Origin of the sequence: Winogradskyella wandonensis (genome assembly GCF_004346845.1) — a bacterium.
In the GTDB taxonomy this organism is placed as follows: Bacteria; Bacteroidota; Bacteroidia; order Flavobacteriales; family Flavobacteriaceae; genus Winogradskyella; species Winogradskyella wandonensis.
The window spans coordinates 845,675-869,131 of the sequence record NZ_SMGI01000002.1 but is presented as its reverse complement, the minus strand read 5'-3'; the positions used below and the strand labels follow the sequence as shown (position 1 = coordinate 869,131).

22 protein-coding genes are annotated in these 23,457 nt (G+C 35.9%); 18 read left to right on the top strand and 4 right to left on the bottom strand.

What is annotated here, in order from left to right; translation table 11 throughout:
• The first annotated feature begins 7 nt into the window (after positions 1-7).
• The 4 genes from DFQ05_RS08710 to DFQ05_RS08695 all read left to right on the top strand — a co-directional run bounded on the left by DFQ05_RS08710 (position 8) and on the right by DFQ05_RS08695 (position 5,267).
• Complete coding sequence (locus tag DFQ05_RS08710; protein ID WP_132704995.1) at positions 8-2,518, top strand: N-6 DNA methylase; 2,511 nt, start codon at positions 8-10, stop codon at positions 2,516-2,518.
• Positions 2,518-3,699: a putative phage abortive infection protein gene (locus DFQ05_RS08705; protein ID WP_132704994.1), complete on the top strand. Its 1,182-nt coding sequence runs from the start codon at positions 2,518-2,520 to the stop codon at positions 3,697-3,699. The genes DFQ05_RS08710 and DFQ05_RS08705 overlap by 1 nt, the downstream gene beginning before the upstream one ends.
• Positions 3,699-4,424 carry a hypothetical protein gene (locus DFQ05_RS08700; RefSeq protein ID WP_132704993.1) on the top strand — a complete coding sequence of 242 codons (726 nt, stop codon included), beginning with the start codon at positions 3,699-3,701 and terminating at the stop codon, positions 4,422-4,424. The genes DFQ05_RS08705 and DFQ05_RS08700 overlap by 1 nt, the downstream gene beginning before the upstream one ends.
• A 189-nt stretch (positions 4,425-4,613) precedes the next feature.
• Positions 4,614-5,267, top strand: coding sequence for a hypothetical protein (locus tag DFQ05_RS08695; protein ID WP_132704992.1), 654 nt, complete (start codon positions 4,614-4,616; stop codon positions 5,265-5,267).
• Positions 5,268-5,331: 64 nt separating this feature from the next.
• On the opposite strand, the gene DFQ05_RS08690 is transcribed toward DFQ05_RS08695, so the two are convergent.
• A complete protein-coding gene (locus DFQ05_RS08690; protein ID WP_132704991.1) occupies positions 5,332-6,672 on the bottom strand; it encodes an aspartate kinase in 1,341 nt (446 codons plus the stop codon).
• Positions 6,673-6,848: 176 nt separating this feature from the next.
• Here DFQ05_RS08690 and DFQ05_RS08685 point away from each other — a divergent pair, with 176 nt between their 5' ends.
• The gene (locus DFQ05_RS08685; protein ID WP_132704990.1) at positions 6,849-7,502 is read left to right on the top strand and encodes a hypothetical protein; all 654 of its coding nucleotides are present in this window, start codon (positions 6,849-6,851) and stop codon (positions 7,500-7,502) included.
• Here the strand turns inward: DFQ05_RS08685 and brnQ are convergent.
• Positions 7,480-8,766 (bottom strand): branched-chain amino acid transport system II carrier protein, encoded by a 1,287-nt coding sequence (brnQ, locus tag DFQ05_RS08680; RefSeq protein ID WP_132704989.1) that lies wholly within the window; start codon positions 8,764-8,766, stop codon positions 7,480-7,482. The two genes, DFQ05_RS08685 and brnQ, sit on opposite strands and share 23 nt — an antisense overlap.
• Positions 8,766-10,316 (bottom strand): serine hydrolase, encoded by a 1,551-nt coding sequence (locus tag DFQ05_RS08675; protein WP_132704988.1) that lies wholly within the window; start codon positions 10,314-10,316, stop codon positions 8,766-8,768. Before DFQ05_RS08675 ends, brnQ begins: the two co-directional genes overlap by 1 nt.
• 85 nt (positions 10,317-10,401) lie before the next feature.
• Here DFQ05_RS08675 and DFQ05_RS08670 point away from each other — a divergent pair, with 85 nt between their 5' ends.
• Positions 10,402-11,178: an alpha/beta fold hydrolase gene (locus DFQ05_RS08670; RefSeq protein WP_132704987.1), complete on the top strand. Its 777-nt coding sequence runs from the start codon at positions 10,402-10,404 to the stop codon at positions 11,176-11,178.
• Between the two features lie 61 nt (positions 11,179-11,239).
• Positions 11,240-11,503, top strand: a complete 264-nt coding sequence (locus tag DFQ05_RS08665) for a hypothetical protein (RefSeq protein ID WP_132704986.1) — start codon at positions 11,240-11,242, stop codon at positions 11,501-11,503.
• Here the strand turns inward: DFQ05_RS08665 and thiL are convergent, their stop codons facing one another.
• A complete protein-coding gene (gene thiL, locus DFQ05_RS08660) occupies positions 11,504-12,562 on the bottom strand; it encodes a thiamine-phosphate kinase (protein ID WP_132704985.1) in 1,059 nt (352 codons plus the stop codon).
• 100 nt (positions 12,563-12,662) lie between these two features.
• Here thiL and DFQ05_RS08655 point away from each other — a divergent pair, with 100 nt between their 5' ends.
• The 11 genes from DFQ05_RS08655 (at position 12,663) to sufD (ending at position 23,407) form a co-directional block, all read left to right on the top strand.
• Positions 12,663-14,426 (top strand): choice-of-anchor B family protein, encoded by a 1,764-nt coding sequence (locus DFQ05_RS08655; protein WP_132704984.1) that lies wholly within the window; start codon positions 12,663-12,665, stop codon positions 14,424-14,426.
• A 14-nt stretch (positions 14,427-14,440) separates the two neighbouring features.
• Positions 14,441-15,781, top strand: a complete 1,341-nt coding sequence (locus DFQ05_RS08650; protein WP_132704983.1) for a hypothetical protein — start codon at positions 14,441-14,443, stop codon at positions 15,779-15,781.
• Between the two features lies 1 nt (position 15,782).
• On the top strand, positions 15,783-16,556 hold the full coding sequence (locus DFQ05_RS08645) for an MbnP family protein (protein WP_132704982.1): 774 nt from the start codon (positions 15,783-15,785) through the stop codon (positions 16,554-16,556).
• Between the two features lie 4 nt (positions 16,557-16,560).
• On the top strand, positions 16,561-17,637 hold the full coding sequence (locus DFQ05_RS08640; protein WP_241974236.1) for a cytochrome-c peroxidase: 1,077 nt from the start codon (positions 16,561-16,563) through the stop codon (positions 17,635-17,637).
• 108 nt (positions 17,638-17,745) lie between these two features.
• Positions 17,746-17,964 carry a hypothetical protein gene (locus tag DFQ05_RS08635; protein WP_132704981.1) on the top strand — a complete coding sequence of 73 codons (219 nt, stop codon included), beginning with the start codon at positions 17,746-17,748 and terminating at the stop codon, positions 17,962-17,964.
• 146 nt (positions 17,965-18,110) lie between these two features.
• Positions 18,111-18,440, top strand: a complete 330-nt coding sequence (locus DFQ05_RS08630) for a HesB/IscA family protein (RefSeq protein WP_132704980.1) — start codon at positions 18,111-18,113, stop codon at positions 18,438-18,440.
• Between the two features lie 12 nt (positions 18,441-18,452).
• Entirely contained in the window at positions 18,453-19,901 is a 1,449-nt protein-coding gene (gene sufB / locus DFQ05_RS08625; RefSeq protein ID WP_132704979.1) for a Fe-S cluster assembly protein SufB, read from the top strand.
• A 12-nt stretch (positions 19,902-19,913) separates the two neighbouring features.
• On the top strand, positions 19,914-20,819 hold the full coding sequence (locus DFQ05_RS08620; RefSeq protein WP_132704978.1) for an N-acyl homoserine lactonase family protein: 906 nt from the start codon (positions 19,914-19,916) through the stop codon (positions 20,817-20,819).
• A 1-nt stretch (position 20,820) separates the two neighbouring features.
• Complete coding sequence (locus DFQ05_RS08615; RefSeq protein WP_132704977.1) at positions 20,821-21,237, top strand: hypothetical protein; 417 nt, start codon at positions 20,821-20,823, stop codon at positions 21,235-21,237.
• 4 nt (positions 21,238-21,241) lie between these two features.
• Positions 21,242-21,994, top strand: coding sequence for a Fe-S cluster assembly ATPase SufC (gene sufC, locus DFQ05_RS08610; protein ID WP_073084101.1), 753 nt, complete (start codon positions 21,242-21,244; stop codon positions 21,992-21,994).
• Positions 21,995-22,093: 99 nt separating this feature from the next.
• Positions 22,094-23,407, top strand: coding sequence for a Fe-S cluster assembly protein SufD (gene sufD, locus DFQ05_RS08605; protein ID WP_132704976.1), 1,314 nt, complete (start codon positions 22,094-22,096; stop codon positions 23,405-23,407).
• Positions 23,408-23,457: the final 50 nt, after the last annotated feature.

Below are 23,457 nucleotides of genomic sequence, written 5' to 3'. Positions count from 1 at the left end.
GAAATTTATGTTAGATACTATAACAAAAAAAAGAATTGACGACTGCCGAGACATTTTAGTAGGTAAACTTCCTGACCCAAAAGCTCAAATAGAGCAAATCACCATAGGCTTAATTTACAAGTTTATGGCTGATATGGATAAAGAAGCAATTGATTTAGGTGGAAAAGCAAAATTCTTTTCGGACTATACAATTCCAGACCCAAAAGATGAAGAAAAAGAAATCACAATTCCTTTTTCAAATTATAGTTGGGATAGACTTTTTGATACTAAAGTAACCGCATCTGAAATGTTGCGTTTGTATTCGGAAGCTATTGAGAGTATGGAAAAGAATCCTAACATTCCTCAATTGTTTAGAGATATTTTCAATAATGCATATTTACCATATCGTGACCCAGAAACTTTAAAACTATTTTTAAAAACAATAGGTGAATTTGAATACACGCATAGTGAGAAATTAGGTGATGCGTTTGAATATTTGCTCTCAGTAATGGGTTCGCAAGGTGATGCAGGTCAATTTAGAACACCGAGACACATTATTGATTTCTTGGTAGCAATTGTTGACCCAAGTAAAACCGATACTGTTATGGACCCAGCTTGTGGAACTGCTGGTTTTTTAATTTCTGCTTTTAAGTATATAAAAGAGAAAAACAATAACGAATTAACACCCGACCAACGCAAAAAACTTATACAAAACTTTGTAGGTTATGATATTTCGCCAGATATGGTGCGATTGAGTTTGGTTAATTTATACTTACACGGTTTTTCTGAACCACACATTTTTGAATATGACACATTAAGCAGTGAAGAACGTTGGAATGAAAATTTTGATGTGATTTTAGCAAATCCACCTTTTATGAGTCCGAAAGGCGGTATAAGACCACATAAAAAATTCACAATCAATAGTAAACGTAGTGAAGTGCTTTTTGTAGATTATATCGCAGAGCATTTAAATCCAAAAGGAAGAGCTGGAATAATAGTTCCTGAAGGTATCATTTTTCAAGGTGGTACCGCTTATAAAGATTTAAGAAAAATGCTTGTTGAAAACTATTTGTATGCAGTTGTTAGTTTACCTGCTGGCGTTTTTAATCCATACAGTGGTGTAAAAACTTCAATCATTTTATTGGACAAAGAACTAGCTAAAAAAAGTAATGAGATTCTATTTATTAAAATTGACAATGATGGCTACAGTTTAGGTTCACAAAGAGGAGAAATAAAGGGTGGACAATTGGAGCAAGCTATTGAAACCGCAAAAGCATTTAAATATTCTATTACACAAGGAACGGAATTTGAAAATACCACAATTGCGCATTCAGTAGATAAAAAAGAAATTGGGAAGAATGGAGATTATAATTTGAGTGGTGAAAGATATAAATTAATTGAGGTTAGATTGTCTAGTTATCCTATTGTAGAATTAGGTGATTATATCAAAGTAGATAATGGTCGAGTATTAACAGAGTTTCAAGAGGATGGCGAAATTGCTTGTGTTAAGGTAAGTGATATGAACTTACCAGAAAATTTAAATGAAATTGTAACAACTTCACATTGGATAAAAGAAACGTCATATTCACTACTACCTATTAACTCTATTGTTTTCCCAAAAAGAGGAGCAGCAATAGCAACAAACAAAAAAAGGTTTACAAGAATACCTTGTCTTATTGACAATAATTGTATGGGTATTACCGTAAATGACGAAAAAATACTGAATCCAAGATATCTCTTTTCCTTTATGAGGCAATTTGACCTAAAGAGTATATCAAATTCAGCAGGAATTGCATTAATAAACAATCCAGATATTAAAGGTGTAAAAATACCGCTTCCACCCATATCTATTCAAGAAGAAATTGTTTCCGAAATAGAAGACTATCAAAAAATAATTGATGGAGCAAAAATGGTGGTAGACAATTATAAACCAAATATTGATATTGACCCTGATTGGGACAAAGCAGAATTAAATACTCTAGCAGAAGTTATAAGTGGTTATGGTTTTAGTAGTTCAGATTTCAAAGAAGAAAACCTTATAAAGTGCATAAAAATAACAAATGTAGGTGTTCGTGAATTTGTTGATAATGATTCAAGTCGCTTACCAGAAACTTACTTAAAAGAATATTCCAAATACCTAGTAAACACAGGTGACCTTGTTATATCACTTACTCGTACAATAATTTCTACTGGTCTTAAGGTTGCAGTAGTTCCGGAAGCTTGGAATAATACACTAGTGAACCAACGAGTTGCAGGTTTAAAACCTAAAGAGAATGCAAATTTAAATTTTATATATCATTACCTGTGTTCTGATGTAGTTTACAAATATGTGGAGGAGCAATCTCGTTCACTTATGCAACCAAATCTATCAATTACAGATTTGAAAAAAATTCCAATTCCGAATCCACCAATTGAAACGCAAAATGAAATTGTAGCAAGAATTGAAAATGAGCAGAAATTAGTAAATGCTAATAAAGAACTAATTGAAATTTTTGAACAAAAAATAAAAAATAGAATTGCAAAAGTTTGGGGAGAATAATGAAGTTACTACTAAAAATATTGTCCATTGCTTGTATTCTAGGAGGAATTTATGTGAGTTGGTATTTCTTCCATAAACTTTCATTAGAATATACTTATGAACTGAACAAACCAACCTTAATGGCAGAAACTGGTCAAGTTGGTGATTTTATTGGTGGTGTAGTTGGTACCTTTTTCTCTTTAGCAGGTTTCTTAATATTAATTCTAACCTTAAATGAGCAGACCAAATTTGCTACAAAAGAACGATTTGAAAGTAAGTTTTTTGATTTACTCAAACTGCATAGAGAAAATATTAAGGAAATGGAAACAGATTCTAGAAGTGGTCGAAAAGAATTGCACGATATATTTTCACAATTTCTAAAATGTAGACAAGAAATGATTCTCTTTTTCAAAAAGAAGAAGGAGTCGCATATTTATCAAGATGAGTATCTAATTAAACTAAAAGAGTCCTTAATTGCAACCAACTCAACAATTGATGCTGTAGCTCTGGCAAAACTTAACATTCCTTATTTAATAATATTTTATGGAGTGGGTGCTGAAGGAAAAGAAACCATAAAAGACCAATTTGCAAATAAATACAAACCTGAATTTTACGAGCCAATATTGGAGTTTCTTTCTATGAAACCAATTAAGCAAAGTAAATATTACAAAAACTGGAAATCACTTCATAAAATAGCTAACAAAAAAAATAGAATAAAGGCTTTTGAGATTGTAAGAGAACTGAGGAATAATCCAAATTTTCAAAGTGAAGAATATCCAAATGTAGTTGAGAAAGCAATAAAAAGTAAATACCCAAATAACTACATTAAATACTATGGAGGTCATCAATATAAATTAGGTCATTATTTCAGGCACTTATTTCAAACCTATACTTTTATTAACGAACATAAAAAACTGAATAAAGAAGAAAAATACTTTTATGCTAAAACTTTAAGGGCACAGTTGTCAACTGCTGAACAGTCTTTACTGTTTATTAACAGTATCTCTCATTTAGGTTTAGTTTGGGATTTATCACCTCAAATTAAGAAGTATAAAATTGACCCATTTTTCGATAAAAGATTAAAAAGCAAAAGACTGATAACCAATTATAATCTAATTACAAACCTTCCTTCTCAAAGTATTTTCGGGATAAAATATCGAGATTATTACCCAGAAGTAAACTACGAAATTGACTATAACTAATGGAGGAAGCTTACGAAATATTAAACTACTTACCTATTCGATTTAAAAACCGAACAGAGCAAGAATACATAGAGTTTTTGTGGGATTCTTTTGAAAGTAATTATTCAAATGAAAAGTATCAATTTTCATTTATGGCTTATCATATGCTGTTTATGAGTTTCGTGTATTTTAATGTTTGGCAAATCAAGAAAATACATCAAGAAGATTACGACAAGATAACTTTAGGCTTCAAAGATTGTTTTGTTGGTGCTTCATCACCTTTTACATTTAGTGAAGAAAATGAAAGCAGAGTTTTTCTACTTTTTACATTTTTCGGCCTTAGAAAAGACCAAATTGGTAAATACAAAAAAATTGTTTCTTTGAGAAATGATATTGCCCACAGTAACGGAAATATCTTTTTCAAAGCACAAGAAACCGTAGACGAAAAAATCACTGAAATATTAAAATTCGCTGACGAAATTCAAGAAAAAACAAAATCAGCAATTCAAGATGGTTTTGCGAAGTTTTTAATAGAAAGTCAAGACGAAGAAGAAAGACGTTACATTAACATTGAAGAGCAAATAAATGAGGAATTAATACACGAACACTATATGTCACAAAAGGACATTGAATTTTGTTTGGATTATGACATTACGCAACTATCTGGACAGCCGAATTATGTTGAGATTGAAAAAATATTTGAGGAATTGAAAACGGAATACGCTCAGGAAGAAACCAACGCTTAAAGCCATACACATTTGCAATTCGCACCAACCAACGCTAAATCCGAAAATTGCAAAAGAGTATGTCTTCTGCCAACACTGAATAACAATCTAAAAAAAAAGTGCCTTTCGGCGCTTTCTTCAACTAAAAACAACAACTTACACAGTTACAGTAGTTATCGTATATTTGAGTCTTATCAATAAATATAACACATGAAACTAATTTACAGCCTTATACTTACCGCTTGTTTTACCTTTGCAGGACTAGCGCAAACCGGGTTTTATGTTAAATACAACACAGACATCCAATCTAGTGATGAAGATGCAGAAATGGTAGCAGCCATGATGCAAGGTTCTACCATAGAGGTTGCTGCAAACGCGGATAAATCGTGGATACAAACCAATATGGGCACCATGATGACCATGACTCTAGAAATGGATGTAAAACAAAGCGAGGCCACTATATACCTAACAGGAATGGTAGGCAAACTGGCCTACAGAGGAGACCCCGAAACTCTAAAAGATAACGACGAAGACGAAGGCGCACCAGAAATACAATTTATCAACGAAACCAAAGATATCCTTGGTATAACCTGTAAAAAAGCCATTTCTAAAGACGATTCTGGAAATACATCTACCTTTTGGTATACAGAAAACTTTAAGCGTCCAGAAGGTATGGAGCAGATGCCAACCAACGTTCCTGGACTTTGCTTAGAATTTTCAGTTAAAGGTGAAGGCTTCTTAATGACTTATAAAGCTGTTGAGTTTAATGATAATGCGCAAATGGCTGATTATAAACTAGAAATCCCAGCAGATGTGAAGATCCAGAAATTGGAAGACATGAAAAATATGGGATTAGGTAATTAATACATCGCATCAATGAATTAAAAAAAAGCACCTTTTCGGTGCTTTTTTTAACTAAACTAATTAACTAAACTCCGACGGATATCGGAACTGAAGAATCTTCGAACACGTAGCGTTGTAGTTTTTGAAGCGTCTCTAACTTATCGCTCGTGTTTACGAGTAAGGAAATATTGTTGTTGCTGCCGCCATAGGCAATCATACGTACATTAACATCTTGCAACACTTGGAAGAGTTCTGGCGTATCAGGATGGTAAATAATTTGGTTACCTACCAAACACACAATACTCATATAATCTTGCACCTCGACCTCAGCAAATTTTTGAAGTTCTAAAACAATAGCATCTAAATGTCGTGCGTCGTCAATGGTTAGCGATACGGCAATTTCGGACGTGGTAATCATGTCTATTGGTGTTTCAAAAGTCTCGAAAATCTCAAAAACTTTCTTTAAAAAACCGTGCGCCAATAGCATCCTAACCGATTTTATTTTTATAGCCGTAATACCATCTTTGGCGGCAATGGCTTTAATGCCTTCGCCATGAATTTTATTGGTAATCAATGTGCCATGTGCATCTGGTGCCATGGTGTTTTTAAGACGTAACGGAATATCTAAACTACGTACAGGCATCACGGTTTGCGGATGCAGAATCTTTGCACCAAAGTAGGCCAACTCCGCCGCTTCGTCATAAGACAAATGCGACAAGGCTTTGGTATCGTTTACATAACGTGGGTCGTTGTTATGAAACCCATCGATATCTGTCCAGATTTGCACCTCATCCGCTTCAATAGCTGCACCGATAATGGTAGCCGTATAATCGCTACCGCCACGCTGTAAATTGGTAATAGCACCATCGGCGTCTAAACTTATAAACCCTTGAGTGATGTATATATCGGCCGATGGTTGACTATCAATTGCTCTAAAGATGTTTTGTTTAATATAAAAATTGTCAGGCTCGTTACTGCGATTTAAACGCATAAAGTCTAATGCTGGTAATAACTGTACATTAAAGCCTTCTTGTTGTAAAAATCGGCTGAACATAAACGTCGATAACAACTCGCCATTAGCCACAATACTATTATGTAATTGTATATTAAATTGACGTGTTGACGCTTGAACCAGATTTTTAAAAATACCGTTGACATAATCACTAACCTCTTGCCTTAACCTTTCGTCATGAAGTAAATTGTAAACGGTAGTGTTGTAGGTTTCGTTAAGTCTATTAATCTGTTCTTGCGCTTCATCAATTCGACCAGCTTGTATGTGTTCTGAAATTGTAACCAAAGCGTTTGTAGTTCCTGACATGGCAGAGAGCACCACTATTTTCTGGTCTTTGGTGTTAATAATGTCTTTTACGTGGTTCATATTTACTACAGAACCCACAGACGTTCCTCCAAATTTATATACTAACATATTCTTTTCTTTTTATAGTGCAAAAATAGATTTGTAAGATGCTGTGTTGCTAATTATTAGAAAAAATAGTTTATTTTTGCACATCATGTTAATTATATAACATAATGAAAATTGAAGATGAGCTTTGTTACTCCATCAAGTCAGATACATTAAACTGAATACAAAAACAATTAAAAATGAAAACGATAGCCTCATGCGTTGAAGATATTTTAATTAAACAGCCCTTTTTGGAAGAGGCGCTTTTTAGGGAAATCATAAACTTTTCAGCATTATCCGAAGAACTTCAAGACCCTGTAAGCAAAATGTTGGGTAAACCTGTAAAAACAGGTGCTATTATGATGGCGTTACGTCGTTATGCGCCACCTGTGCATTTACGACAATCACATCAATTAAAAGCGGTACTAAAACAGTTGGGTGACATTACCGTTAGGTCTAATTTAATTGATTATACATTTCAGAATTCGGACACCTTGATTAAAAGCCATACCAAGCTTATCGAAACTTTAGATATAAAATCTTTTTACGGGTTTTCTAGAGGTATTTACGAGAGTAACATCGTTGTTTCAGAATCTGAAAAACGTGTTGTTCTTGAAAGTTTTCAGGGTGAAAAAATGATTGATTCGCAAGATAACTTATCCGCCATAAGTATTCGTCTCCCCAAAAATAATTCTCGGATTTCGGGATTATACTATCAGATTTTTAAACGCTTTGCATGGGAAGGTATTTCGCTTTACGAAGTCATTTCTACCACTAACGAATTTACGGTTTTAGTGGAAAGCCATCTTGTAGACCAGGCCTTTTCGGCTATTAAGAATTTGAACGCGCAGTAGTCGTTTTCTGAAACAAATTTGTAAGAATAAAAGCTGCCAAAGCTGGCAATACCCAACCCAAACTATGTTTTGCTAATGGTATGCTATTTACAATGGATTCTAGTTGTTCAGGATTCACTAAAAACTTCAAAAAATCTGGAATACTAAATATAAACGTGGCTAAAACCACAATCTTAAATACCAAAGGCGACGCCCATTTTGAAGGTACCGTATTGAGCAAAATAAGAATAATAGTTATTGGGTAAATAAACATTAATGCTGGTAAAGCAATATCGATAATAAAGCCAACATTATAGCTTCCGACAATTACACCTATAACACAACCTATAACTCCTGTGATGATGTAAGCTTTTTGCGAATTGCCAAATAGGCCTTTAAAATAATCCGCTGTACCTGTAATAATCCCAACAGCCGTCGTAAAACATGCCAAGGCTACCAAAACACTTAAAAAAGTACGTCCGATACTTCCCAATGTCTCTAGACTAAGACCTGCTAATAATGCTGTACGGTCTATATCCGAAGGAAAATAACTGCTATACAAAGCGCCAACCACAATTAATCCAGCATAAATAACAAATAGACCTGTTCCTGCGATAAGTCCCGATTTTTTGATGAGCTCCTTTTTATCCTCAAAACCATGATGTCCTCTAAGGTTAAGAGATATTATAAGAACAGCACCAACCACAACACCACCAATGGCATCAAAGGTCTGATAGCCTTCTAAAATACCATCTACTAATGGTGCGGAAGACACACCAGAGTTAGCAATAGAAGCATCAGAAAATATACCAATACTAATAATTAGCAATAGAATAAGTACAATCAGTGGTGTTAGAAATTTACCAATGATACTTAGCACTTTAGAACGGTTGAGCACAAAGACCAACACCAATAAAAAATAAATAGCACTCGTGAGCAATGTTGGTGTTTCAAAAAAAGGTTGAATTGCCATTTCATGGGTCACCGATGCCGTACGTGGTGCTGGTAAAGCTATGGCTATAATGTATATCAATACACAATACACTGTACTAAAAATTGGCGATACTTTTTTACCAAAGTCGTACAGAGTCCCTTGAAGTTTAGCATGAGCGTAAATGGCCATTATGGGAATAACTACGGCCGTTATCGCAAAACCTAAAGCTACAATGAGCCATTGATCCAACGCATTAAAACCCAAAAGCGGTGGCAAAATAAGATTTCCAGCACCGAAAAACATTGAGAACAGCGCAAAGCCACTCATCCAAATTTCTTTAGTTCGATTCATTAGTCTATACGTTTAAGTTCTAAATCTTCAAAATCGAAGCTAAAATCGGTGATTGGTGCTACAAATTTCATTGTAGCTGACTGGGCTTTTCCGTCTTTATCAAAAGTGAAATTAACAAACACATCAGCATCGAAACTTCTGTTATTCCATTTGGCCACATAGGTTGTAGGACTATAAGGCAGTAATTCGCCTACAAGCTGAGAAGAACGTTCACTTTTAATGGTGTAGTTCTTACCGTCATGGCTAATACTAATATTTCCAAACCAAGCGTCTTTGTATGTCCCAACAATCTGCTTTGGCTGAGGCAGTAATTTACTGTCATTCATTCTATCTACTTGAGCAAAAACCGACGCTTTTATACTATCGTTATATTTCAAATTTCTGACATGGCTGCTTCCATAGTTTTTTAGCCAATCTCTATTCTCGTAACCTAGATATGCGTCTTTAATAGTATTTGTAATGGTATTAAAAGCGCGACCATTCATTTGATTGGTCAAAACGACTATTGCTAAATTTAAATCAGGAATCATAGTGAATTGAGTCACTGTTCCTAACAAACCTCCGGTATGATAAACTTGTTTGTGTCCACCTTTAACATCTGTAACAAACCAACCCAATCCGTAACCTCTAAAATTAGAATCGTACCAATCGCCTTTTCGGACTTTAAGAGGCGTTTGCAATTGCCATAGCTCATGAAATTGTTCTGAACTTAATAATCGCGTACCGTCTACCGTTACAGCATCATTCATTAAAAACTGAGCCCAAGTGAGCATATCTCTAACATTACTTACAATACCTCCAGCTGCATTGGCTGTTGGACTCCAATCATGAGGAATCTGAATCACCTTTCCTTCTGTTCTCGTGTGCGCTTCAATAATATTAGACTTGTCTGTAACTCTGTTATAAGATGCCTTACTGTTTACCATGCCAACAGGGCGCATAATTCGAGTTTCGATAAAGTCTTCCCAAGACATACCACTAACGCGCTTCAAAACTTCACCAGCTACGATGTACATGTTGTTATTGTATCTAAAATCTGTACGAAACTGACTTTGTGGTTTTATATATTTTTGGTTATCTATAATATCTTGAATCGTAAAATCACTTCCTTCTGGAAAAAACATTAAATCGCCAGACCCTAATCCTAATCCACTTCTGTGCGTCACCAAATCTCTAATGGTAAAAGCTTCGGTAATGTATGGGTCATACAATTGAAACTCTGGTATGTACTTTCTCACTTTATCATCCCAATTTAGTTTTCCTTCGTCTATAAGCATAGCTAAAGCAAAGCAGGTAAAGCCCTTACTATTAGAGGCTACACCGACTTTGGTTTCTGCATTCATTTTTCTTTTGGTTTCCAAAGAACGAACTCCAAATCCTCGAGAGTAAATAATCTGGTTATCTTTTAGAATACCCACAGAAATCCCTGGAACATCAAAAGTGGTTAATGTTTCTTGGATGAGTTTATCCAGTTTCTCTGCTTCAATTTGCGCCGAAAGTGATAGCGAAACAATACAAAGCAAAAGAGCTAAAAAGCGATTTAGTATCATAAGACATTGATTTTAGTCGTCAGTAAATATAATAAATGTGAAAACGATAGGAGCGACATCAGTTTTCAAAATTTATATTTGCAGTATGACACTGAATTACAAGAATATTTCGATTAATTATACCGTTAAAGGTCAAGGTAAAGTGCTTGTTTTACTACATGGTTTTTTGGAAACTATTGATATGTGGACCGATTTTGTGCCGGAGCTCTCCAAGACCCGAAAAGTTATTTGCATTGATCTTCTTGGGCATGGAAAGACCGAATGCTTAGGTTATATACATTCTATGGATGATATGGCAGAAGCCGTTTTTGCCGTTTTGAAGCATTTACAGATTGAAGAAATTAGCTGTGTAGGTCATTCTATGGGTGGTTATGTGGCATTAGCTTTAGCAGAGAAGCATCCTAATTTAGTTAATGACCTTTGTCTGATGAATTCTACTTTTGAGGCTGATGATAACGAACGAAAAATACTTAGAGCTCGCGCCGCACAAATGGCCACCACGAATTACGAAAGCTTAGTCCGCATGTCTTTTGTGAATCTTTTTGCTCCAGAAAGTAAAGTGCCTTTTGCTTCCGAAATAAAAAAAGCGCTCGATATTGGTTTAAAAACACCCGTGCAAGGCTTTATCGCTGGACACAAAGGAATGGCTATAAGACCTAATAGATATGATGTTTTTAAATCCATAAACGGAAAAAAAGTAATTATAATTGGCGAGAAGGATTGGATTGTCGATAAGGAATTAGTATTAAAAAAGACAAAAAACACAGACATTGAAACTGTAATTTTTTCAGAAGGACACATGAGTCATATTGAAAATAAAAAAGAATTATCTTACTTTTTAAAGCGTTTTGTCGAAAAATAATACGTTTTAGCGTTTCAGATAATTTTTTTGGCTATGTTAGTTGTCTCAAATCTAGCTAATTATGAAATCATCTACTCGACCTAATTTACCACAGCGCTTTTATTGCGATTTATTTGGCCACAATTACAAGGTGACAAAAGATGTTACAGAGCATGTAAAAGAGTACACCTGTGCATGTTGTAAGCGTGAGTTAACGACTAATGGCAATGGGAGATTAACAGAGCTTACACCAAAGTTCAGAGAAATTAATGCGACTTTAGCCAGAATATATTCGAACAAGCTAGCACGTATGAGAGCGCGACGCTTCGAAACTTCGGCAGCTTAATTACTGCTGCTCATTTTCATTAAAACTTTTCCAGCCTTTAGCAATAATCGGGATTTTTGTTTCGGCTCTTGTTACTAAATGCATACCTCGTTCTGCTTCTGTAATGTAGCCAATAACGGTTAAGTTTGGATTGCCCTTTATTTTAGGATAATCCTCTTGTGCTATTGTCATAAGCAACTCATAATCTTCGCCACCATTGAGAGCTATCGTAGTACTGTCTATATTAAATTCTTCGCAAGTACCAATAACTTGAGGGTCTAGCGGAATCTTATTTTCGTATAAATCTACGCCAACATTGCTTTGCTTACAGATATGGATAATTTCTGATGATAGTCCGTCACTGATATCTATCATGCTAGTTGGTTTCACCTCTAATTGTTTTAATAAATCTACGATGTCTTTCCGTGCCTCTGGTTTAAGTTGTCGTTCTACAATGTAAGTATACATCGATAAATCTGGTTGATTTTGAGGATTGACTTTAAAAACGGCCTTTTCACGTTCTAAAACCTGAAGCCCCATATAGGCACCTCCTAAATCTCCCGTAACAACAACCAAATCATTTGGTTTTGCGCCTGAACGTTTTACAACTTTATCTTCTTCAACCTCGCCAATAGCAGTAATAGATATAATGAGTCCGGAAGTCGAAGAAGTTGTATCGCCGCCAACGACATCTACATTATATAGTCGCGAGGCCGTTTCGATACCAGCATATAATTCTTCTAAAGCTTCCACAGGAAATCTATTAGAAACAGCAATAGACACTGTTATCTGAGTAGGATTAGCATTCATAGCACAAACATCAGAAACATTGACCATTACAGCTTTGTAACCTAGGTGTTTTAGTGGCACATAGCTTAAATCGAAATGCACACCTTCTACTAGTAAATCTGTAGTAACTACTATCTGTTTTTTTGATGGACTTAAAATGGCTGCGTCATCACCAATTCCTAAAACAGTTGACTTATGGTTTATCTTAAAATGCTCCGTTAAATGCTCAATTAGCTTAAACTCACCGAGTTCACTCAATGGCGTACGCTGTGGATTCTTATCTTCTATCATGCTGCAAAAATATTATGCTTTTCTCATATTACATGTAATTTATTCATCTAATTTTAGTTAAGTATTAAGATGAATGGTTAAATTGCAAAAAAATACCCAAATGAATTTTACCAAACTTACACTCAGACTACTCCTATGTCTATCTATTTTTTTGATTAATGGATGTAAAGATGAAGAAGCGCCTCCGCCTCCTGTGGTAAATGTAGATACAGATAATGACGGTATAAACGATGATGAGGACAACTGCCCAAACACATCTAATAGTAGTCAAGTCGATTCGAATAATGACGGCATAGGTGATGCTTGCGATACCGATGATGATGGCGATGGTGTTTTAGACGTAGAAGATAATTGTCCTACTATTCCTAATCCAGATCAAATAGATACAGATAGCGATGGAGATGGTGACGTTTGTGATACTGACGATGATGAAGATGGCATTGCAGACGTGGACGATAATTGTCCTTTAATTCCAAATCCTGACCAGCTAGATACAGACAATGATGGCATTGGTGATGTTTGTGATACTGATGATGATGGTGATGGCGTTGCCGATGTGGATGATAATTGTCCTTTAATACCAAATCCTAACCAAGAGGACTCAGATAGTGACGGTATAGGAGATGCGTGTGATAATTGCCCTAATAATGCTAATCCAACACAAGAAGATGTTGATAATGATGGCGTTGGTGATGCTTGCGACCCAAGTCCTTACACGGTAAATGCATCGTGCGTTGATGGTATGGCAGGGCCATATCCTTGTGATAAGATTGATGTTTTATCTGTTATTGATGTAAATACACTTGGAGGAAGCACCGCTTCTAATATAGAAGGTAGTGATATCTGGGGCTGGACAGATCCTTCAAATGGAAATGAAATTGCACTTATTGCTCTAACAAATTCTACTGCTTTTGTAGATATTTCAGACCCATTAAATCCCTTATTTTTAGGAAGGCTTAATACTAATGCTGGTACCAACTTTTGGCGTGATGTTAAAGTTTACAACAACTATGCCTTTATAGTAGCAGATGGTGTTGGAGCGCATGGTATGCAAGTTTTTGATTTAACGCGTCTGCGAAATGTAAGCAATGCTCCTGAAACTTTTACTGCGGATGCTATTTACACGGGTGTAGGTAGCTGTCACAACATAGTTATTAACGAAAGTGAAGCTGTGGCTTACCTCGTAGGCTGTTCTTCAACAAATGGTGGCGGACCAATTTTTGTCGATATTTCTAATCCACTTAATCCTACATTTATAAACGATTATACAGCTGGAGGCTATTCTCACGATGCACAAGTGATTACTTATAATGGACCTGATACCGATTATGCTAACAGAGAAATCTATGTGGGCAGTAATGGAAATACAGATAAAGTTGTTGTTTTAGACGTAACCGATAAAAATAATGTGGTGCCTATTAGCGAGTTTACATATCCACAAACGTCATATGCCCATCAAGGCTGGTTTACGGATGACCAACGTTATTTTATATTAGGAGATGAAACTGACGAACAAGCGTTTGGGTTTAATACCAAAACCTTAGTTTTCGATTTTTCGGATTTAGATAATCCTACGCTTTCATCTACCTATTTTGGTACAACCCCAGCTATAGATCATAATGGTTATGTTCTCGGCAACGAGTATTACTTGGCAAATTATCGAGCAGGAATGCGAATTTTGGATATTTCTAATATTAGCTCGTCAACAAACCCTATGACAGAAACACATTTTATAGATACCTTTATCCCTAGCGATAGTGCCGCGTTTAATGGTGTTTGGAGTGTTTATCCTTATTTCGCTAGCGGAAATATAGTGATTAGTGATATCGAAGGCGGTTTATTCGTTGTTAGAAAAAGTCAATAGATAATAGATGACAAATGCGACTAACACATCTTTTATTTATAAGTCTTGGTTTTTGTACTTTAAGTTGCTCCAAACTTGAAGACCTATCTACTGGCGGTGTTTCTATAATTGCACCTACAGAGACTACGTCAATTTCTACATTTGGAGGAAGTCTTAACGATAGTGCACAGTCTGTTGTTGCTACGTCTGATGGCGGCTACGCCATCTTAGGATTTACACAAAGTAATGACGGTGACATTACGGATAAGCAAGACTCTAGTTTTGATTATTGGGTGTTAAAATTTAATGCACAAGATACTTTAGAGTGGCAAAAAACCTATGGAGGCTCTGAAGACGATAGAGGGCGAAAAATTATTCAAACCCAAGACGGAGGATTTGCCATTTTAGGAACTAGTCAAAGTAATGATGGTGATGTTTCTGGGAACAACGGCGCACAAGATTACTGGATATCTAAACTGGATAGCCAAGGAAACATCTCATGGCAAAAATCATTTGGTTTTCAAGGAAACGATTCTGGTATTTCACTCATACAAACATCGGATTTAGGTTACTTGATGACTGGTGTTTTAGACGTAACAGCTTCCGGTGGGCAAGGTAATACCTCACGGTCTACCTTTCGACATGCAGGTGGTGACTACTGGGCCGTAAAAATTAATGAAACCGGAGATCTTCAGTGGAGTCGTTATTTTGGAGGAAATTTTACAGATACCGCAGAAGGCGTCGCAGAGACAGATGACGGCGGATTTATTATCGCTGGTGGATCAGATAGTGAAGATACAGATATATCCAACAATAAAGGAACTTACGATTTTTGGATTGTTAAGATTAACGCTAATGGCGATTTAATTTGGGAAAAATCTTTTGGAGGTAACGAGATTGATGAAGCTAGAGCCATTGTTAAAGCAACGGACGGCAATTTTGTAATTGTTGGAGATACCAGAAGTAGTGATGGCGATGTCTCTGGAAATAATGGTGCCGCGGACTTGTGGCTTATAAAAATTTCATCTGAGGGTAATCTTATTTGGGAAAAAACTTTAGGAGGCACCAGTTTTGATGTAGCAAGAGATATTAGCATCACAAGAGATAATAGCTTTTTATTAGCAGGAAGCTCACGCAGTAGTGATGGTGATGTCTCAGAAAATAAAGGTCAGAATGATGCTTGGGCACTTAAAGTTAATGCTAACGGAGATTTACTTTGGGAAGTATCGGTTGGCGGAAGCAATATTGACTTTGCTTATGGCGTTACTGAGTTAAACGACCAATCAGTTATTACCGTCGGTGACACTAGCAGTAATGAGGGTGATATCGAAGAAAACAAAGGATTTACAGACCTACTCATATTTAAAATCAATTAAAATGAAATCCAAATTTTTCGCTCCCATCTTTTTTATACTCTTTAGCTTTTATGCTTGTAGTGATGATGATGGTAATGCTCCACTAAATATAAATACTACCTTTAATTTTTCGCATACTTGGAATGGGACGCCTGTAACGAGTGCAGATTTTGGTACTATACAGTTTACAAATGCCTTAGGAGACCAATTAAGCATAGAGCGCTTACGCTATGTCATTTCCGATATTACCTTTACCGCATCTAATAACGAGATTTTTGAACTAGACATTTATAATCTTATAGATGTTACCAACAATGCTAATCTAAGTTTTAATATTGGTTCTCAGATTCCTCCTGGAGATTACCGAAACGTATCTTTTACCTTTGGTTTTGATAATGAAGACAATGCTGAAAATTATCTAGATTTAAATTCGGCATCTTTTAATGTTCCAGCAATGCTTGGTGGCGGTTACCACTACATGCAAATGGACGGTAAATATATCGATAATAACAATCAAGAGGCAAATTATAACTATCATGCAATAAGAGCCGTGGATAATCCAGGACCAAATCCAACGTTCCCACAGGACACTTTTTTTACTGTTAATTTAGGTTCTATAAATCTATCTGAAGACACTATATTTAATGTAGAAATGAATATCGCAGAGTGGTTTACAAATCCTATTGATTGGGACTTAAATCAATTAAATACTGATTTAATGCGTAATTCTGCGGCACAAATACAAATGTTTCGTAATGGCCAAAATGCTTTTCGTTTAAAATCTGTTTCGCAATAAAACTTTGAAAAAAACAGGAATCATACTATCACTAATTATTAGTTGCATTTCATGTTCAGGAAATGACGATACTCTTGTCCCTGTAGTCACAGAAGAAACGCCCAATCCTATTGCTTTAGAAATTCCTCAATTGTTTAGAGACAACATTCTTGCTCCTGTTATTCCTACAGACAACCCTTTAACCAAAGAAGGCGTAGCGCTTGGCAAACGACTATTTTTCGATAATATACTGTCTGAAGATGAAACGATTTCCTGCGCCAGTTGTCACGCGCCATCCAGTGCATTTACAAATAATACCCCAACGAGCGCTGGTGTTAGCGGAGTTCTGGGGAATAGAAACTCAATGCCTTTATTTAATCTAGCATGGAACTACGGCGAACGATTTGCTTGGGATGGTAAAGAATTAAGCCTAGAACGTCAAGCCCTAGAGCCTATAGAAAATCCTATAGAAATGAATAGCGATATAGAAATCGTTGTACAACGCTTGCAAAATCATCCAGATTATCCAGAGTTATTTAATGCTGCTTTCGAGACTAATATAATTACTAAGGAACTCCTCGCCAAGGCTATTGCACAATTCGAGCGCACGTTGATTTCCGCAGACTCTAAGTTCGATAGATATTCACTTGGTCAAGCTAATTTAACGCCACAAGAACTCAACGGACTAGATGTTTTTCTCAGAGAAGATAAAGGCGATTGTTTTCATTGCCATGGAAACCCCAATAATCCGCTTTGGACAAATAATGAATTCCATAATAATGGATTAGACGCAACATTTACGGATTTAGGACTAGGTGGTGTAACTGGCGACCCAAACGATAATGGCAGATTTAGAACACCTTCTTTAAGAAATTTAGCTTACACAGCGCCATACATGCACGATGGTAGATTCGAAACCTTAGAAGAGGTTATCGATTTCTACAGCGAAGGATTACAAAACTCTCCAACAATTGACCCATTGATGAAAAACGTCGCTCAAGGTGGCGTTCAGCTCTCTGACCAAGACAAAGCGGATTTAAAGGCTTTTCTATTGACCTTGTCTGACCCAACATTCGTTTCAAATCCTGATTTTCAGAACTGATTTTATTGACATAACTCAATAAATGATGTATTTCATCGAAAAAATATGTATTTCAACTTGTTTTAGATGGTAATTTATTTATATTGGTAGTCCCCCAAATCTTAACACATGAAATCGACAACGGATAACATGACCTGTCTTTTGCTTGGACACAACTTTTATAAAAAAGACCATTTAAACAAATTAACAGACGAAGTAATTTGCAAGAATTGCGGCACACAAATGTTAATAGATTCTAATGGCGACATTGACACTAGTGCTGCCAAAGACAAAAACTTCGAAACTACTCTCCGAAAATTTTTTCTATTAAAGCGAAAATTAGTTTAAACAAATAACTTTTTTTCACATTACCAAATTAATATCGTAATAGGCTTAACCTATTAAATCATATCTTAATATAATGTTAGTAAATGTTGTAAGAAGCTTGCTATATCGTATCTTTGCACTCTATTTAGAAAAAATCTATATAAGATATGATAAAGGTTTCTGAGACAGCAAAGCAAAAAGTCATTCAACTTATGCAAGAAGATGGCTTTAATGCAGCTACAGATTACATAAGAGTAGGCGTAAAAAGCGGCGGTTGCTCTGGTTTATCTTACGATTTAAAATTCGACAAAACACAACAAGAAGGTGACAAAGTATTTGAGGATAATGGCGTAAAAATTATTGTCGATAAAAAAAGCTTCCTATACCTTATCGGTACCACACTAGAATATTCTGGTGGTCTAAACGGTACTGGTTTTGTGTTTAACAATCCTAATGCCAATAGAACTTGTGGTTGTGGCGAATCATTTTCACTTTAAAGACAAAGAAAGATGTCAAAATATACCGAAGACGATTTAAGGGAAGAACTTAAAACCAAAGAATACGAATATGGTTTTTACACAGATATTGAGTCTGATACGTTTCCTGTTGGACTAAATGAAGATATTGTTAGAGCCATTTCCAAGAAAAAAGAAGAGCCAGAATGGATGACAGAATGGCGTTTAGAAGCCTTTAAATTTTGGAAAGAAATGACTGAACCAGAATGGGCGAATGTAAATTATGAAAAACCAGATTTTCAGGCCATATCATATTATTCTGCACCAAACAGCAAACCTAAGTACGATAGTATCGATGAGGTTGACCCAGAATTATTAGCCACTTTCGAAAAACTAGGAATTTCCCTAGATGAGCAGAAAAAACTCGCAGGAGTAGCTATGGATGTTGTTGTGGATTCTGTATCTGTTGCCACAACATTTAAAGAGACTTTAGCCGAGAAAGGCATCATTTTTATGAGTATTTCTGAAGCAATTAAAGAGCATCCTGAACTTGTTAAAAAATATATTGGTACCGTTGTGCCTCAAAAAGACAATTTTTACGCAGCCTTAAACTCCGCAGTGTTTAGCGACGGTAGTTTCTGTTACATTCCTAAAGGCGTTCGTTGCCCAATGGAATTGTCAACCTACTTCCGTATTAATCAAGCTGGAACAGGTCAATTTGAACGCACATTAGTCATTGCCGATGAAGGCAGTTATGTCTCTTATTTAGAAGGATGCACTGCACCTAGCCGCGACGAAAATCAACTACATGCTGCAGTTGTAGAACTAATTGCGCTTGATAATGCTGAGATTAAATACAGTACCGTACAAAACTGGTTCCCAGGAACTGCAGATGGTAAAGGTGGTGTTTACAATTTTGTTACCAAGCGTGGCCTTTGCGAAAAGAATGCAAAAATTTCTTGGACACAAGTAGAAACTGGTAGTGCAGTCACCTGGAAATACCCGTCATGCGTACTTAAAGGTGACAACTCCATCGGTGAGTTTTACTCTATTGCCGTAACCAACAACTATCAGCAGGCAGATACCGGAACAAAGATGATTCACCTTGGAAAAAATACCAAGTCAACCATCATTTCTAAAGGTATTTCTGCTGGTAAATCTCAGAATTCTTATCGAGGTTTAGTACAAATAAATTCGCGTGCCGAGAATGCACGTAACTTTTCGCAATGCGATAGCCTTTTAATGGGCAACGAGTGTGGTGCACATACGTTTCCGTACATCGAAGCAAAAAATAAATCTGCCCAGATAGAGCACGAAGCTACGACCAGTAAAATTGGTGAAGACCAAATTTTCTACTGTAATCAACGTGGTATCGATACCGAAAAAGCCATAGCACTAATCGTTAACGGATTTAGTAAAGACGTCTTAAATAAATTACCAATGGAATTTGCTGTAGAAGCTCAAAAACTTCTAGAAATTTCTCTAGAAGGCTCTGTTGGATAAAAACAATCAACCATGAAAAGAGTATTAACTATACTATCGCTTGCTTTATTATTTACATCCTGCAAAGACTTTAAAGAAGGGTATAAAGATGGCTATAACCAAGCCAAGGAAGAAGCTGAAGCTAAAAATGAAATTGAAACAGAAGCTGACACTAAATCAAAAGTAAAGTTATACGCCTTAGATGGCGGAACAGTAAAAGTAAATATGCTTGAGCTATTTTCTCAGGATACCACGTACATTGGGCAAACTAAAACCTTTGCAGATGCTTTTTATATCATAGAGCACCAAAAAGGTAGATTATTGTGGGATGCGGGTCTTGGCGAAGGTTTAGTAGGGCAAGAACCCTTTACAACACCAGATGGCGCATTTACGGTATCTCGAAAAGATTCTGTAGTTTCTCAACTAGCGCAATTAAAATTAACGCCAAGAGATTTCGATTTTATAGCCGTATCTCATACGCATTTTGACCATACAGGTTCCGCTTCAAAATTTAAGAATGCTATATGGTTGGTTCAAGAAACAGAATACAACTTTATCACAAGCGAAGAGCAGAAGGCAGGGGATAATTACAAAGCTATTGCTGATTTAACAAAAGTGGAAAAAATTAAAGGTGATTTTGATGTCTTTGGAGATGGTACAGTAATCATTAAATCCATGCCAGGACATACACCAGGACATCAAGTGTTATTTTTAAAGTTAGAAAACGCAGGAAATATTCTTCTTACAGGTGATTTATATCATTTTCAAGAAAATAGAGACAACAAAGGTGTTCCAATCTTTAACTACGATGTAGATATGACTTTAAAAAGCATGGACGCTTTCGAAAAGTTTGCTAAAGAAAACAATGCCGATGTATACATTCAGCATAGCCAGGACGACTTTAATAGATTACCAAAATACCCAAAGTACTTAGACTAATATGAAAAAAGTATTTGCCTTAATATTTTGTATAAGTCTTTTTGTTTCATGCAAAAATGACACTAAAACTAATTCCGTAGAAGAAGAACAAGCCGCATCAAAATCATACGACCAAAATGATGGTTTAATTACGCTTAAAGGCGATTTTATCTATGACGAAAGTCAAAATGCAGCTGTTATTCAGACTGCAAATAGCATTTACGGTGTTGTTATAGACGACAATATGAAAGCTTTAAATGAAAAAGTGAAAGCTTACAAAAAAGAGTCAACCGATATGGTGCCTGTAACCGTAAGAGCAAAACGCTTTGCCAAACCTGAAGGTGAAGAAGGTTGGCCATTTAGACTAGAAATTAAAGAAACGATTAAGGTCGAAGCACCTAATCCAGAGCAAAACGACGTTATAAAAATAGAAAACTAATGCCATGTTAAAGATAAATAACTTACACGCCAGTGTAGAAGATAAAGCTATTCTTAAGGGTATCAACCTTGAAGTAAAGCCAGGTGAAGTTCATGCAATCATGGGGCCTAATGGGTCGGGAAAAAGCACACTTGCTTCTGTAATTGCAGGAAAGGAAGAATACGAAGTAGAAGAAGGCGAAATAATTTTGAATGGTGAAGACATAGAAGAGTTAAGTGCCGAGGAACGTGCTCATAAGGGCGTGTTTTTATCATTTCAGTATCCTGTAGAGATACCAGGAGTGACCGTAACAAACTTTATGAAAACGGCCATAAACGAAACTCGTAAAGCAAAAGGCTTAGAGGATATGCCTGCTAACGAGATGTTGAAATTAATCCGAGAAAAGTCTGAACTTTTAGAGATTGACCGTAAGTTTTTATCACGTTCTTTAAACGAAGGCTTTTCTGGTGGTGAGAAAAAGCGTAATGAGATTTTTCAGATGGCCATGCTAGAACCAAAATTAGCTATCCTAGACGAAACAGATTCTGGTTTGGATATTGATGCGTTACGTATCGTAGCAAATGGAGTAAACAAATTAAAATCTAAAGACAATGCTACAATTGTAATTACGCACTATCAGCGTTTGTTAGATTACATCGTGCCAGATTATGTGCATGTTTTATACAATGGGCGTATTGTAAAGTCAGGAACTAAAGAATTAGCTCACGAATTAGAAGCTAAAGGTTACGATTGGATTAAAGAAGAAATTGGCGCATAAGACGTTATCGTCGTTAGATTGGTCATTGAGGCTCTCGAAATGACCTTGAAACTAAAGTTTAATGGCACTTCGAGTACCTCAGTGCCCAGAAACATAAAAATGGATTTAAAAGAAAAATTAGTATCATCGTTTATGGCTTTTGAAAATACGGTTAACGTAGATTCATCTGTTCATGATATACGAGTTGACGCTATAAAGAATTTTGAAGCTGTAGGTTTTCCTACTAAAAAACAAGAGGCGTGGAAATACACCTCACTGAATTCGGTTTTGAAAAATGATTTTAGCGTATTTCCTAAAGAAACAGGTGCTTTAGATTATAAAGATGTAAAGCAATACTTTATCCATGATATCGACTCTTATAAAATCATATTTATAGATGGAAAGTATTCGTCTCACCTATCTGCAACAACTCATGATGGTATCGATGTTTGCTTAATGTCTGCCGCATTAAACAAGCCTAAATATAAACTTGTAATTGATAATTACTTCAATAAAATAGCAACAAAAGACGGCTTATCCTCTTTAAATACGGCATTCTCAGCAGAAGGTGCTTACATTCATATTCCTAAGAATAAAGTTGTTGAAAAACCGATACAAATCATTCATTTTTCAACAGGTAATGAAGCGGCTTTAATGCTTCAACCAAGAAACCTAATTGTTGTAGGAGAAAATTCGCATGTGCAAATTATAGAACGTCACCAGAGTTTAACTGACAATCCAACGTTAACCAACTCTGTTACAGAGATTTTTGCAAATAAGCGTGCTATTGTCGATTACTATAAAATTCAGAATGACAAACAGTCCGCATCGTTAATAGACAATACATTTATTAACCAAAAGCAAGAGAGTATTGCCAAAGTGCACACTTTTTCTTTTGGTGGAAAATTAACGCGTAACAACCTTAATTTTTACCAGAACGGCGAGCGTATCGACTCCACCATGAAAGGCATTACCATCATTGGCGATAAACAGCATGTTGACCATAATACACTAGTACATCATATAGAGCCAAATTGTGAATCTCATCAAGATTACAAGGGTATTTTTGATGCGAATTCTACAGGCGTGTTTAATGGTAAAGTCGTAGTTGAGAAAGAAGCACAAAAAACAAACGCATTTCAGGCTAATAACAACATTTTAGTCAGTGATAAAGCGACTATAAACACGAAACCTCAGCTTGAAATTTTTGCAGATGATGTTAAGTGTTCTCACGGTTGTACAATTGGTCAGCTCGACGAAAGTGCCATGTTTTACTTACGCTCAAGAGGTATTCCTGAAAAAGAAGCACGTGGATTACTGATGTACGCCTTCAGTAATAACGTTTTAGATTCAGTAACCATCCCAGAAATTAAGAGTAGAATTACGAAGCTAATTGCTCAAAAACTAGGTGTTAATATTGGGTTCGATTTGTAATTTTAGGTTGTTGTAGCCAATAGAACAAAAAACCACTTAAAAAATAAAGA